Annotated in this window: 10 protein-coding genes; 4 read left to right on the forward strand and 6 right to left on the reverse strand. The window is 75.2% G+C overall.

Annotated features, from left to right (window positions below; translation table 11 throughout):
* Window positions 1–35 precede the first annotated feature (35 nt).
* Window positions 36–1,403 carry an APC family permease gene (locus NFS20_RS15590; protein WP_251152726.1) on the reverse strand — a complete coding sequence of 456 codons (1,368 nt, stop codon included), beginning with the start codon at window positions 1,401–1,403 and terminating at the stop codon, window positions 36–38.
* Entirely contained in the window at window positions 1,400–2,587 is a 1,188-nt protein-coding gene (gene solA, locus NFS20_RS15595; RefSeq protein ID WP_251152727.1) for an N-methyl-L-tryptophan oxidase, read from the reverse strand. Before solA ends, NFS20_RS15590 begins: the two co-directional genes overlap by 4 nt.
* A gap of 119 nt (window positions 2,588–2,706) precedes the next feature.
* Between solA and NFS20_RS15600 the strand changes: the two genes are divergently transcribed.
* The gene (locus tag NFS20_RS15600) at window positions 2,707–2,922 is read left to right on the forward strand and encodes a PspC domain-containing protein (RefSeq protein ID WP_285821140.1); all 216 of its coding nucleotides are present in this window, start codon (window positions 2,707–2,709) and stop codon (window positions 2,920–2,922) included.
* A 158-nt stretch (window positions 2,923–3,080) separates the two neighbouring features.
* Window positions 3,081–4,184: a pectinesterase family protein gene (locus NFS20_RS15605; RefSeq protein WP_251152728.1), complete on the forward strand. Its 1,104-nt coding sequence runs from the start codon at window positions 3,081–3,083 to the stop codon at window positions 4,182–4,184.
* A gap of 186 nt (window positions 4,185–4,370) precedes the next feature.
* On the opposite strand, the gene NFS20_RS15610 is transcribed toward NFS20_RS15605, so the two are convergent.
* Window positions 4,371–7,376, reverse strand: a complete 3,006-nt coding sequence (locus NFS20_RS15610) for an esterase-like activity of phytase family protein (RefSeq protein WP_251152729.1) — start codon at window positions 7,374–7,376, stop codon at window positions 4,371–4,373.
* A 392-nt stretch (window positions 7,377–7,768) separates the two neighbouring features.
* Here NFS20_RS15610 and NFS20_RS15615 point away from each other — a divergent pair, with 392 nt between their 5' ends.
* Together NFS20_RS15615 and NFS20_RS15620 are read left to right on the forward strand one after the other, a co-directional pair.
* Window positions 7,769–9,589 carry a YhgE/Pip domain-containing protein gene (locus NFS20_RS15615; RefSeq protein ID WP_251152730.1) on the forward strand — a complete coding sequence of 607 codons (1,821 nt, stop codon included), beginning with the start codon at window positions 7,769–7,771 and terminating at the stop codon, window positions 9,587–9,589.
* Between the two features lie 163 nt (window positions 9,590–9,752).
* Window positions 9,753–10,559 (forward strand): SDR family NAD(P)-dependent oxidoreductase, encoded by an 807-nt coding sequence (locus NFS20_RS15620; RefSeq protein WP_251152731.1) that lies wholly within the window; start codon window positions 9,753–9,755, stop codon window positions 10,557–10,559.
* A gap of 13 nt (window positions 10,560–10,572) precedes the next feature.
* Here the strand turns inward: NFS20_RS15620 and NFS20_RS15625 are convergent, their stop codons facing one another.
* Genes NFS20_RS15625 through NFS20_RS15635 form a run of 3 tightly spaced genes read right to left on the reverse strand, consistent with a single transcriptional unit; the run spans window position 10,573 to window position 14,329 of the window.
* Window positions 10,573–11,436, reverse strand: coding sequence for an energy-coupling factor transporter transmembrane component T family protein (locus tag NFS20_RS15625; protein WP_251152732.1), 864 nt, complete (start codon window positions 11,434–11,436; stop codon window positions 10,573–10,575).
* Window positions 11,433–13,325 carry an ABC transporter ATP-binding protein gene (locus NFS20_RS15630; RefSeq protein WP_251152733.1) on the reverse strand — a complete coding sequence of 631 codons (1,893 nt, stop codon included), beginning with the start codon at window positions 13,323–13,325 and terminating at the stop codon, window positions 11,433–11,435. Before NFS20_RS15630 ends, NFS20_RS15625 begins: the two co-directional genes overlap by 4 nt.
* The gene (locus tag NFS20_RS15635) at window positions 13,325–14,329 is read right to left on the reverse strand and encodes a DUF8171 family membrane protein (RefSeq protein ID WP_251152734.1); all 1,005 of its coding nucleotides are present in this window, start codon (window positions 14,327–14,329) and stop codon (window positions 13,325–13,327) included. The genes NFS20_RS15630 and NFS20_RS15635 overlap by 1 nt, the downstream gene beginning before the upstream one ends.
* Window positions 14,330–14,382: the final 53 nt, after the last annotated feature.

Below are 14,382 nucleotides of genomic sequence, written 5' to 3' on the forward strand. Positions count from 1 at the left end.
CGAGCGCACGAGATCGGCCGCCCGAAGGACCGATGTCAGGCCGATGTGCCGATCTCGGTCGACCGCCCGCGATCGCGGCCGACGCCGCCCGTCCACCGCATCACCAGGTACAGCACCACACCGACGGCGAGCAGCGCGCCCGCGCGGAGCCAGGTGACGCCGTCCTGCTGGGTGAGGAGCAGCACGCACGACGCGACGCCGAGCACCGGCACGACCGTCGCGACGCGGAAGTGCGGCTGGTCGACGTGGTCGCGGCGCAGCACGAGGACCGCGACGTTCGTCGAGGCGAAGACGAGCAGGAGCAGCAGGACGACCGTCTCGGCGAGCGCCGCGACGTCGCCCGTGAAGACGAGACCCATGGCGACGATCGTCGTGACGACGATCGCGACCCACGGCGTACGACGGCCGGGCAGGACGCGCCCGAGCACCGACGGCAGGATGCCCTGCTCGGCCATCCCGTACGCCAGGCGGCTCGCCATGATCATCGTGAGCAGCGCGCCGTTGGCCACGGCGATGAGCGCGACGAGCGAGAACACCCACGCCGGGACGGAGCCCTCCGCGTCGACGACCTCGAGCAACGGCCCCGACGAGCCCGAGAGCGTCTCCGGGGACACGACGGCGACCGCCGCGAGCCCGACCGCCACGTACACGACGCCCGCCGTGATCAGCGCTCCGAACAGGGCGCGCGGGTACGTGCGCCGGACGTCGCGCACCTCCTCGGCGAGGTTGGCCGACGTCTCGAAGCCCACGAACGAGTAGTACGCGAGGATGGCGCCCGCGAGGACGGCGAGCGCCGGCGTCGTGCCCTCGGCGAACTGCGTGACGCGGGCCGGCTCGCCCTCGCCCCGCCCGAGGACCACGGCCGCGAGCACGACCACGAGGACCAGCCCGGACAGCTCGATCGCGGTCATGGCGACGTTCGCACGCAGCGACTCCTTGATCCCGCGCGCGTTGAGGGCGGCGACGGCCGCCAGGAACAGCACGGCGACGAGCCGGTCGGGCGCGTCGACGAACGTCGCGAAGTAGTCGCCCGCGAACGCGAGCGAGAGCCCTGCCGCGCTCGTGACGCCCGCCGCGAGCATCGAGAAGCCGACGAGGAACGACACGAGCGGGCTGCGGAACGCGCGGTCGGCGAACACCGCGGCGCCGCCCGCGCGCGGGTACTTGGTGACGAGCTCGGCGTACGACCCGGCGGTGAGCAGCGCGAGCCCCAGCGCGACGAGCAGCGGGAGCCAGACGGCGCCGCCCACCTCGCCCGCCATCTCACCGACCAGGGCGTACACGCCCGCGCCGAGGACGTCACCGAGGATGAACAGGTACAGGAGGCGGCCGCCGACGGACCGGGACAGCCGCGTGTCGGGGTCCGCGCTCCGGGGGCTCTGCGAGGTGTCGGTGCTGCTCATCGGGCCAATGTGGCACCGACTCCCGTTGCTCGCGGCCCGAACCGGTCCGGCGAGAAGGCACCGAGGTCGACGAGCGGCGCCTCGTCGAGCGCGAGCGCCGCCACGGCGTCCCCGACGGCGCTCGCGTGCTTGAACCCGTGGCCCGAGCACGCGGCGGCGAGCACGACGCCCGGGTAGGCGGCGGGCTCGCCGATCGAGAACGCCTCGTCGGGCGTGCGCGTGTACATGCACCCCTCGGCGGTGACAGCCGCCGGGTCGAGCCCGGGAAGACGGTGGGCCACCCATGCCGCGACCTCGCGCCACTCCTCGGGCGCCGCCTCGATCGGGTTCGACGAGGGGTCGTCGACGAGCGGCACGGGCGCGTCGTGCAGCCCGACCTTGACGCCGCGCCCCTCGAACGCGGGCGCTCCCCACGCGAGACGCCCGTCCGCCTCGTGCACGAACGCCGGGAACCGTTCGGGACGGTGCGCTGCGTCCTGCCCGGGCCGCGGCGCGAACCACGTGAGCAGCACGCGCCGCACCTCGTGCGGCACCGTGAGCGCGGGCAGCAGCCGGTCCGCCCAGGCACCCGCGGCGACCACGAGGCGCCGCACGCGCCACGACCTGCCCCCGTCCGGCCCGTCGCTGTGCACGACGACGCCCCCTCCTTCCGGCTCGACCGCCACCACCCGTTCGTGGCTGCGCACCCGGGCACCGAGACGCCGTGCCTCCTCCACGGCGGCGACGATCGCCGCCTCCGGGCGGAGCACGCCGGTGCCGGGGTCGAGGAGGCCGACGACGTCGTCGTCCACCGCGTGCTGCGGGAAGCGGGCACGCACCTGCGCGGCGTCGAGGAGCTCGTGCGGCAGGTCGTGCGCCCGGACGACGTCGAGCGTGGCGGTGAGCATCGCGCCGTCGGGCCGGCCGACGAAGAGTCCGCCCGTGAGCGTGAGGAGGTCGCGGCCGGACGCGCGCTCGAGCTCGCGCCACAGGCCGTGCGCGTGCCGCACCAGGTCGACGTACTGCGGACCCTCGACGAGCGCGGTGCGGAACAGGCGCGAGTGCCCGTGCGACGACCCGTGCGGATGACCGGGCTCGTGCTGCTCGAACCCGACCACGCTCGCGCCGCGGGCCGCCGCGCGCCACAGCGCCGCGCTGCCCGCCGCCCCGAGACCGACCACCCCGACCTGCGCGTCCCACGTCATGCCGACCAGTCTCGCCTCCGGGCGCGAGACGCGGCTCGGGGTCCGGTCCGCGAGAACCAGGGTCGGGTCGGGGGTTCTCCGGATGTCGCTCGCGCACGAGCGGTCGTAGCGTCGAGGACATGAGCACTCCTGCAGCCTCCTCCGGAAACTCCGCCACGCTCTCGCGCCCGCGTCAGGGCCGCATGATCGCGGGCGTGTGCGCCGGCATCGCGCGCCGCTTCGGCTGGAGCACGACGGTCGTGCGCGTCGTCACGGTCGTGTCGCTCCTGCTGCCCGGCCCCCAGGTCCTGGCGTACCTCGTCCTGTGGCTCCTCATGCCGAACGACCGGGACTGAACGACGGCGACCGAGCCCCGAGGGCCACGTCGGACGGCGCGCCCCGACTCGCGACTTGTCCCGCGTCGGGGCGGGTGACACCATCTGGGGAACCGGTTTCTCACCGCCGAGGAGCCGTTCGGGTCGATGTCGACCCGCTGATCCCAGGAGGCACCGTCTTGCCCAGCCCGCACCCGTCCTCGTCCCGCCGCAGCGACCGCGGCCGCCGCGCCCCGCTGCCCGTCGCGCTCGCCGCCGGAGCCCTCCTCCTCGTCCCCGCGTCGGCCGCGACGGCGTCGCCCCGGCACCACGAGCCCGCGCCACGGATCGTCGTCGCCGCCGACGGCTCCGGAGACACCACGACGATCCAGGGCGCCGTCGACCTCGCGCCCGCCCACTCCGCCGAGCAGGTCAGGATCCTGGTGCGTCCCGGGACGTACCCCGGGCGCGTCGACGTCCCCGCCGACCGCACCAACCTGCTGCTCGTCGGGTCGACCGGGGACCCCGAGGACGTCGTGATCACCGACGACCGCGCGGCCGGCACCCCGAAGCCCGAGGGCGGCACGTGGGGCACGACCGGCAGCGCGACCGTGACCGTCTCCGGAGCGGGTTTCGAGGCACGGCACGTCACGTTCGAGAACGGGTTCGACGAGGCCGCCCACCCGGAGCTCTCCGGTCACCAGGCCGTCGCGGTGAAGACCCGCGCCGACCGGGTGGTCTTCGACGACGTCCGGTTCCTCGGCAACCAGGACACCCTCTACCTGGACACCCCGAGCGTCGACGTGGCGGCACGCGTCTACATCACCGGCTCCTACGTCGAGGGCGACGTCGACTTCATCTTCGGCAGGGCGACCGCCGTGATCGAGGACTCGCGGATCAAGGCCCTGCGCCGGGACAGCACGCCGTCGGGCTACGTCTTCGCGCCGAGCACGTCGTCCGGGTTCTCCCACGGGTTCCTCGTGGTCGGGTCGCGGTTCGTCACGGACGCCGACCGCGGCTCGTACCACCTCGGACGACCGTGGCACCCCAGCAGCAACCCCGACACCGACCCGAGGGTCGTGGTCCGTGGCTCGTGGCTGGGCGCCCACCTGAAGCGTGACGACGTGTGGACCACCATGTCCGGCTTCGACTGGAACCCCGGCAGCAACGCGGAGCACGCCAACCGGGGCCCGGGGGCGCTCACCGGGACCGGACGACCTCAGCTCTCCCGCGCCGAGGCCCGCGCCCACACGCCCGAGGCGTACCTCGCGGGCGACGACGGCTGGGCGCCGTACGACCGCTGAGCCCCGCGCCGCGACCGCCCGTGGACTCGGGGGCCCCGCCCCGGCCCCCGCTCCCGCCCTGGTGGTGCGCCGTCGGTGCTCGGGCTGCTGCGCCGTCACCACGGACGGTCGGCCGTCCGTGGCCGCGCGCGGCTTCGACGCCCTTCGCATCCGACGTCGCCCCACCAGGGCTCCTGCTCGCGTCGCCTACCCGGGGATGCGGCGCATCCGACGGCGGGCGAGGACGATGGCGACGCCACCGGCGACCAGGACGATCGCGAGGCCGACCAAGGCGCCCACGTGCGCGCCCGTCGTGGCGAGACCGCCCGGCGACCCGGCGTCGTCGTCCTCGCCCGAGCCGCCTGCGGAGGCGTCGGCCAGCACCTCGAGCTCTGTCCACAGGACGCGCCCGTCGACCTGCCCGACGATCGCGAACCGGTGCGTGCCCGCCGCGACGTCGGCCGGGATCGTCACCGTCGCCGTGAGCACGCCGTCCGCGTCCGCGCGGAACATGCCGAGCTCGGCCGGCGTCGAGAACAGCGTCGCAGCCACCCACTCCCCCGGCGCGAAGCCGTCGGCGGTGGCCGTGACCTGCTGACCCGGGCGGACGCGGCTCGGCGAGAGCGACAGGCCGCCCTGGTTGTCGTCCGTGAGGTCGTCGGCGTCGACCGTGTGCAGCGCCGGCGACGGCGGCTCCGCGCCCGCTCCCGGCGTCTCGCCACCGGGCTCGCCGGGCCCGGGCTCGCCCGGGTCGGTCGGGTCGAGGTGGCCCTCGAACACGTCCGCCGCGTCGCCGAGACCGAGGAGGACGGTCTCGCCCGTGGCGTCGGACGTGCCGTCGTTGTCGGTGACGGCGTAGACCGTGCCGTCGCCCGCGACCGCCAGGCCCTCGAGCTTCTCCTGCGTCCAGCCGTTCGTGGCGCGCAGGTCGGGCAGGACGTCGTGCGCGAGCCCCTTGGTCACCGCGACCGGGGTGGACGACGCCGCCCCGACCGCCGTCTCGGGGACGTCCACCGCGTAGACGCGCTTCACCGCGGCCCCCGGCCCGTTCAGCTTGTCGCGCTCGATCACCGCGAGCGTGTCGTCGTCGACGACCGCGACCTCGCTGAGGCCCGTCCAGTCGCCCGCCGTCGTGGTCTGCTCGAGCGGGTAGGCGAACCAGTCCCACGTGCCCGTGGCGACGTCGTACCGGCCCAGTCGTGCGGTCCCGGCGGTGCCGCCCTCGTCGGTCGTCAGGCCGCGCTGGAGCGCGACCCACACCTGCTCGGTCGCGCCCGAGCCCTGGACCGCGACACCCTCGAGGCCCTGCTTGCCGAGGCCGGCGGCGACGTCGTCGGGCAGCGCGACGGTCTCGACGAGAGCGCCGTCCGCGTCCACGCGGACGACCGCGTTCTCGGGACCCGACGCCCCCTCGACGGCGAGCCAGAACCCGCCGTCGGGACGTGCGGTGACGCCCTCGACGTCCAGGCCGACGGGCGCGCCGTCGGCGGTGAGGGTCACGGACCGGTCGATCAGGGCGGGCGAACCGTCGCCGTAGGCGCTGACGTCGAGCGACAGGAGCTGCGTCACGGCGTACGCGGCGTCGGTCGCCGTCCACAGGCGCTGGGGATCGGCCGGGTCGGCGGTGAGGGCGCCGAGCGCGCCCCACCCGATCGGCGTGCCCGCGGCGTCGCCCTCCGTCACGTCCGCGGAGACGACGCTCGGGAACTGCGGCGACCCCGCGGCGTCGGCGTACTGCTCGCCGAGGCCGAACACGGTGACGGCCGAGCGCACGCCGACCTCGGCGTCGTCCTCCTCGCTCGACACGACGAGCAGGTCGCGCTCCGGCACCACGAGCAGGCCCTCGGGGCCGTTCGTCGTCGCGAGCACCTGCACGAACCGCGGCGACGTGGCGTCGGTGACGTCGTAGACCGCGACGACGTTCGAGCGCTCCGACCCGACGAAGGCGTAGCGCGTCCCGCCGAGCGTCGCGACCGTCAGGCCCTCGGGCTCGGTGCCCTTGTTCTCCGTGCGGCTCTCGTTGTGCACGCCGACGCGCGCCGCGAGGTGCTCCATCTCGGCACCCGCCTCCCACACGACCTCGCCCGACGTGGTGTCGAAGACGGTCCACCCGCGCGAGCCGCCCTTCCAGTCGCCCTCGTCGGCGGTCGCGACGTGCGTGTCGTCGAGCCAGCCGATCGCGTCGGGCTCGCGCGGGACGTCGGTGATCGAGCCGGTGAGGTCGATGACGCCGTCCTCGACCGTGTCGACGCCCGCGACCGACGCGGTGCCCGCCGTGAACGCGCCCTCGAGCTCGCCCGTGGCGACGTCGACGAGCACGACCCCGTTGTTCTCCTGCAACGTCACCGCGACGGTCGTCCCCGCAGGGTTGACCGCGACGTACTCGGGCTCCGGGTCCTGCGGTGTGTCGAGGCCTGCCTCGACGAGCAGCGGCAGGGCCGAGCCGTCCTCGGCGACGAGCGGCACGGGCCGCGTCGACCAGCCCGCGGGGTCGGCGCCCGGCAGGTCGAGGACCTGGAGGAAGCCTGCCGGCAGCTGCGGGAGGTCGCCCTCGTCCGCGCCCTCCGGGGTCGCCTCCTCGTCGCGCTGGTTCTCCATCGCGACGACCGCGTGCCGCCCGTCCGGCGTGACGACGATCGAGTCCGGCTGCCCGCCGAGGTCGAAGGACGTCACCCGCTCGCGCGTCGCGAGGTCCACGACGTCGAGTCGACCGCTCGCGTCGACGAAGCTCTCCGAGGTGTCGACCACGACGAGCACGTAGCCGCCGACGATCGCCACGGAGGTCGGCTCGTCGTGCTCCGAGCCGAGCCCGGCGAGGCTCAGCGTGCCGAGACCCTTCGGCGCGCTCGGGTCGGAGATGTCGAGGAACCCGATGCGGCGCGCGGCGGCGTCGGTGTGCACGACGGTCCTCCCGTCCTCGCTGACCGCCGAGATCTCCGCGACCGTCGTGTCCTCGACCGCGGCCCCGCTCGGCCGGTTCTCGAAGACCGGGTACGTCGCGAGGCGGTGGAACGTCTCGTCCGGGGCAGGCTGCGCCCAGATGGACGTGCCAGCGCGGGCGAGGGAGGCAACGGTCCCCTGCGTACCCGTGCCCGACGGCACGGCGGCCAGGGCGGGCACCGCGGCCAGCCCCAGGGTCAGCGCGGCGCCGGTGGCGACGAACGCGGCGAGGCGCGAGCGGCGGGTGCCGGTGCGCGCGGTGGTCGGTGGCATGGGTCTCCTTCGGCGGATCTGACGGGCCGAGCAGAGCGTCGTGGCGCGCCGTGTCGCTCGGGCGTCCGGTGCGGGACCGCCGGGTGACGTCATGGTGAACAATCCACGGCACCGTCCACCGCCGGTGGACGACCTCGGTTGCCGCGGGCGACCTCGTGACCGACGAAGTACTGGATACTCCGCCCCCGTGACCGAATCGTGACGGCGACTTCAGGCACATGTACCTGCTACTCGCTGTCCCCGGTGCCGCTCGCGTTGCTAGCGTCGATCGAGATTTACCTGATACCCGGCGTCCCGCCAAAGGGGGCGGACGTCCGGTGGCCCACCTCCTCGGGCCTCCCTCCCCGCTCCCGACCGCCCGGCGACGACGCCGGGCGCGAGGAAGGACGACCATGCCGACCACGCTGCACGCCGCCACCCGACCGTCCCGCGCCCACACCGTCCTCACGTCCGCCGCCCTCGTGGTGCTGGCCGTGCTGGTCGGTGGGCTCGTCGCGTACCTGCTCGTGTTCAACGGAAGGGTCGCCGACGGCGCGACCCGGCTCGACGACGGCGCCTCCCGCCTCGACGACGGCGCCGCCGAGCTCGCCGACGGCACCGCCACGGCCCAGGACGGCGCCGTCCGCCTCGCGATCGGGGCGGGCGACCTCGAGGACGGGGCCGCCGACCTCACCGCCGGGGCGCAGAAGGCGTCCGACGGCGCGGCCCGGCTCGCCGCCGGCGGCACCACCGCGCTCGACGGCGCGACCGAGCTCGCCACCGGCGCGGACGAGCTGAACGACGGCGCGGCACGCCTGGCCACCGGCGCCGGCGACGCTGCGTCAGGGGCGGCGCGCCTCGCCACGGGAACCGCCGACCTGGACGCCGGCGCCGGTCGGCTCAGCACGGGTGCCGTCACCGCCGCGGACGGGGCCTCCGCGCTGGCCGACGGCGCGGGCAGGATCTCCGACGGTGCGGGCACCCTGGCCGCGGGCACGACCGCGCTGCGGGCGGGTGTCCGCGACCAGCTCGGCGGCGGCGTCGGAGACCTCGCGGCAGGTCAGGAACGGCTCTCGGACGGCGCCGAGCGCCTCGCCGGGGGTGTCGCGCAGGCACAGGGCGGGGTGCACCAGCTGCAGGCCGGCGTCGGACAGCTCATCGCGGGGGCCGGTGCGGCCCGAGACGGCGCCACGTCCCTCGGCGCGTCCGCGGCGACGCTCCAGACGTCGGCACAGGGAGTCGGGAACGGCCTGGACGACGTCGCCGCGACGCTCGACGCGCTCGCGAGCGGCAAGGTCCCGGCGACGCCCGAGACCCTCGCGACGCTCGCCGGCACGGTTCGCGCGCTGGGCAACGGGACGGCCGAGACGCCCGGGTACACGGCGCGGATCGCCGGCGGCGCGGGCGAGATCGCCGCGGGAGCGGGCCGGGTCGGCGGCGGGATCGACGCGCTCACCACCGGCCTCGGCGCCGGGACGGCGGAGAAGCCCGGCCTCTCCGTCGGGCTGGCCCGCCTGGAGGCCGGGCTGGGCGAGGGCACCGCCGAGTCGCCGGGTCTCGGTGCCGGCGTCCGGCAGCTGCGCGCCGGGATCGACACCGACCTCGCGGCGGGCGTCCAGAAGCTCTCGGGCGGTGCGGCCACCCTCGACGTCAGGATCGGAGAGCTCGAGGCCGGTGCCGCGACGCTCGACGCGAAGACGGGTGAGCTCAGCGCGGGGGCGGCACAGGTCGCCGAGGGAACGGGTCGCCTGTCCGACGGTGCCGCGGAGCTCAAGGCCGGGACGCTCCGCGCCGCCACGGGTGCGGGCGACCTCCGTGACGGTGCGGCACGGCTCGCCACGGGATCCGGCGACCTGTTCGCCGGGACGACGCGTCTCGAGGACGGCACGCTGCGGCTCCAGGGCGGACTCACGACGCTCTCGGCCGGCGCGACGACGCTCGCCGAGGGCAATGCTGCGCTCGCGACGGGTTCGGTCACGCTCCACGAGGGCACGTCGTCGCTCGCGGACGGCGCGTCGGACCTGAGGGACGGCAGCGCGAAGATCGCCGACGGCGCGGAGACGCTGTCCGACGGCACGGGCACGCTCCAGGCCGGGACCACGGAGCTCAGGACCGAGGTCGAGGAGTCCCCCGCCGGCAAGCTGTCGGTCGGCGCGTCGGCGCTCCTCGGTGGGAGCGTCCTCGCGGGCGTCGCCGGGATCGGGCTCGGACTGCGGCGTCGTCTCCAGGCCTGACCCTCGTCCGCGCGGTCACGATCTCGAGGGCGGCTTCACGTCGACGGTGCCGCCCTCGCGGGGCGGTGGTCCCGGTGCATCAGGGCACCGGGACCACCGCCCCTTCCTTCGTCGCCGACGTGTCACGGGGGCTGCTCGCCGCCGACTTGGCAGAGTGGGCGCCGTGGCCCCCTTCGAGAGGTTCGAGAACCGCCTCGCCGTCGTGACGGGAGGCGCGTCGGGGATCGGGCGTGACCTCGTGCTCGAGCTCGTCCGGCGGGGCGTGCACGTCGCGGTCTGCGACGTCGACGGCGACCGGCTGGCGGCGGCGGTGCGGCGTGCAGGGACCGTCGGTCCCGCGGTCCGCGTGACGGGCCACGTGGTGGACGTCGCCGACGTGGAGGCGGTCGACCGCTTCCGCGACGAGGTGGCGGAGGCGCACGGGACCGACGTCGTCCACCTCGTGGTCAACAACGCCGGGATCGTGGGCGGGACGTCGTTCGTCACCGGCCCGCAGGTGGAGTGGGAGCGGACGTTCGACGTCTCCTGGCTCGGGACCTACCACTGCACCCGGGCGTTCCTGCCCCTGCTGCTGGCGGCCGACCAGGGCGCCGTCGTCAACATGTCGTCGGTGAGCGGGCTGTGGGCGAGCCTCGGCCCGAGGACCCCGCACAGCGCGTACTCGTCGGCGAAGTTCGCCGTGCGCGGCTTCACCGAGTCCCTGGTCGTCGACTTCCAGGCGCACGCGCCGCACCTGTCCGCGGTGCTCGTCCTGCCCGGTCACGTCCGCACCCGGATGCCGTCCCCGCCCCGGACGTGGCGGCGGGCACTCGGCTCGCTCTTCGCGGACTACGAGCCCGTGTCGAGCGCGGCGGCCGCCACGGCGATCGTCGAGGCGGTGCGGCGCGGCGACTGGCGCGTCGTCATCGGTGCGGACGCCACGGCGGTGGACGAGCGCGTCCGGTCGGACCCGTGGACGGCCTACGACTGACCGCGCGGCGGCCTCACAGCACCACGAGCACCACCACGACGACGGCGAGGGTCACGCCGATCAGCGCCGCGTCACCCGCGGTGTACCGCAGGTGGGCCAGCCGCAGCCGGCGCCCCGCGCCGTCGCGGGACGCGGACGTGAAGCCGCGCGTCTCCAGCGCCTCGACCGTGGTGCGCGTCCGCTTCGCGGTGTTGAGCACGAGCGGGTAGAACGCCTGCACGGCGATGGAGGCGCCGCGCACCACCGTGCGCCACCCGAGGAAGCCGTGCCCGCGGGAGGGCGTGCCGCGCATCCGGTGCCCGTCGACGATCGTGCGGAACTCCTCGACCAGCACGGGGACCATGCGATAGCCGTAGCTGACCGCGAACCCGAGGATGGCGGGCAGCCGCAGGGCGAGCAGGGCGTCCGAGATCTTCTCCGGGTCGAGCGAGACGAACGCCGCCATGCTCACGAGGGAGACGGTGCTCAGCTTGAGGAACGCCTGGGCGAGGCCGACCAGGGCGCCCAGGTCGCCGTCGAGCACGAACGCCAGCACGAGCACGTAGACGAGCTCACCGACCGTCCCGAGCACGAAGAGGCCGAGCAGCAACGGCCCGATGCGCGCCGCGAGGGCGCAGCCCAGCGCGAGGACGAAGAACACGCCCAGCACGCGCAGGTCGTAGGTGAACCACGGCACGACGGCGCACACCGCGTACCAGAGCACGACGGCGCGCGGGTCGCGGCGGGCGAGGAACCCGCCGCGGGTGGCGTACGCGACGCGCATGAGCTCGAGCACGACCCACTCGACCGACGCGCGGTCGAACCCGGTCCTGCGCCGGCCCGTCTCCCGCGCATCCGCACCGGCCGCTGCGCCGACGGTCGTCGGGCCGGCGGTCATGCGGGAACCTCCACGGGGGCGAGCCGGCGGACCAGCTCGTCGACGGTCAACGGCACGGGGACGACCCCCAGCGCCGCGCCCACCTGCGACACCTGCGGCGGGACGAGGCGGGCCGCGGCGAGCACGACGGGCGACGCGAAGAGGGTCGCGGGGTCCGTGTCGGCGAGCACGCGGCCCTCGTGCAGCACCACGACGCGGTCGGCCCACTCGGCGACGAGGTGCATGTCGTGCGTCGCGACGACCGTGCAGCGGATGTGCGCCGCGAGGGCCGCGAGCATGGCGATGACGTCGTCGCGCGAGCGCACGTCGAGGCTCGAGGTCGGCTCGTCGAGGAGCAGCAGCCGCGGCCGCATGGCCAGGGCGACGGCGAGCGCCGCGCGCCGCTGCTGCCCGCCGGACAGCAGGCGCCCGTCCCGGTCGGCGAGCGCCGTGAGCTGCACCTGCTCGAGCACGCGGTCGACGAGCTCCTCGGCGTCCGGCACGCCGCGGCCGCGCGGGTGCATCGCGACGTCGCCGCGGACCGAGTCCTGCAGGAACATCTCCTCCGGCCGCTGGACCAGGTAGCACACGGCGTCGGCCAGCTGGGCGGCGGTCGTGGTGCGGGTGTCGCGCCCGTCGACGACGACCGACCCGCCGTGCGGCAGGGCGATCCCGGACATCAGGCTCAGCAGCGTCGACTTCCCGGCGCCGTTCGACCCCACGAGCGCGACCCGCTCGCCGTCGTGCAGGGTGAGGTCGAGGCCGTCGAGGACGGTGGAGCGCGGCCCCGAGACGGTGCGGTAGCCGTGGGTGACGCCGCGGAGCTCCGCGACGACGGCGGCCGGAGCCCCGGCGTCGCGGTCGGACCCCGGCGCGTGCGCGTCGTCGGTGCCGAGCACGGGGTTCGCCACCGGTTCTCCGCGCAGACGGTCGCCGGTCGCGTGCTCGGCGGTGGGTGATCCCGTGCTCGACGGCGCGTGGTGGCATCCCGCAGCGAGCGCTGCGGCGCACGCCGAGACCGTGAGCGGCGGCGGACCGCCCGCACGGACTACGGGGTCCAGCGCGCGGGCGAGCGCGACCACCTGGGGCGCGGGGATGTCGGCCGCCGCGAGGTCGTCGGTCCGGCTCATGGCCTCGGCGACGGGCAGGTGCCACAGGGGCGCGCCGTCGGCCATGAGCACGACCGACCGCGCGTACCGGGCGACGAGCTCGGCGTGGTGCTCGACCACGACGACCGTCACGCCCCGCTCGTTGAGGAGCGCGAGGTGGTCGTAGATCGCCGCCGCGCGCGCCGGGTCGACCTCGGCCGCCGGCTCGTCGACGACGAGGAGCCTCGGCGCGAGGGCCATCGCGCCGGCGAGCGCGACGAGGTGCTGCTGCCCGCCGGAGAGCTGCCACGTGTAGCGGTCGGCGATCGGGCCCAGGCCGAGCACGTCCAGGGCGCCGTCCGCGCGGGCCGCCCAGTCGGCACGGCCGAGGTTGAGGGGCGCGAACGCGACGTCGTCGCGCACCGTGGGGCGCACGAGCTGGTTGCCGAAGTCCTGGAAGACGTACCCGACGTCGTCCGCGAGGTCGGCGACGGTGAGCGTCGAGGTGTCGCGCCCGAAGACGCGCACGCTGCCTTCCAGGTCGCCGTTCCAGAAGTGCGGCACGAGCCCGTTGAACGCCTTGCAGAGCGTCGTCTTGCCCGAGCCGTTGCCGCCGACCACGGCCACGAAGTCGCCCGCCTCGATCCGCAGGTCGACGCCGCGCAGCGAGTCGACCGTCGCCCCCGGGTACCGGAACGTCAGTCCCTCGACCTCGACGGCCACCTCGGCCGCTCGCTCGTCGGCCGCGTCGTGGACCGACTCGTGGACCGGCTCGCGGGCGGGCTCGCGGGTCGACTCGTGGCCGACGGTCGGCGTGCCCATCAGCGGCCGCCGCCGGAGGTCTGGTCGTTCGCGCGGTCGCCTGCGGCGGACCGGTCGCGCCGTCGGTTCACGACGGCGGCGATCGCCACGACCGCGGCGAGTCCGACGACGAGCCCCACGACGGCGGCGACCCACGGGAGGTTCTCCCCGTAGGCGTCGACGAGCTCGGCGTCGAACGAGCCGAGCGTCGTGACGGCGTCCTCGCGGCCCGCGTGGTCCTCCCACTGGCTCAGCACGCCCACCGCCGCGGCGGCGGCGATGCCGAGGGCGGCGACGAGCCAGAAGCTCACGCCCCACGGCCCGACGAGTCGCGGCGGGTTCTGCGGGTCGCGCGGCCGCAGGCCCATGAGCGGCTCGATCTTTCCGTACAGGCGCGGCGCGAGCCACATCGCGGCGAGCCCGCCGAACAGCACGCCGGTGACGAGCAGCGCCCCGAGCAGCTCGAGGCTCTCCGCGACGACGACCGCTCCGAGCGTGCCGCCGGACTCGTCGAGCGCGTCGGGGTCGACGCCGACCGCGACCTTGACGACGTCGATGGCCGCGGAGCTCACCTTGTCGAGGGAGACGAGGGCGATCGCCGCCCAGAAGAGCTGGCGCCGGTTGCGCGGGTCGCGGACGATGCAGCCGGCGACGTACGTCCCGACGAAGAGCTGCAGGAAGCCCTCGACCTCGCCGAAGCCGCCGAAGCTGCCGAGCAGCATGTCGGCGATCATCGCCTCGCCGATCGCGACGCCGAGCGCGACCCACAGCGGGGTGAGCAGCGCGGCGAGGACCACGGGGATGAAGGCGAAGTACGCGATCTCGACCTCGAAGGACCCGACCTCGAACGACGGGAGCATGTCCGCGACGATGTCGGCGACGCCGTACAGCGTCATGGACAGCACGAGGATCATCAGCTTCTGCGAGCCGGAGATGCCGTCGGGGTCGTGCACGAGGCGACGGAAGGACGGGCGGGCTGTCGTCGTCGGGGTCGTGGGGGGCGTGGTGGTCGGCGAGCCGGTCATGAGGGCCTTCCTCGGGTCGGTGGTGCTCGTCGGTGCGGGTGGTGGAGCGTCGG

The sequence above is a fragment of the Cellulosimicrobium sp. Marseille-Q4280 genome (assembly GCF_943181405.1).
Classification (GTDB): Bacteria; Actinomycetota; Actinomycetes; order Actinomycetales; family Cellulomonadaceae; genus Cellulosimicrobium.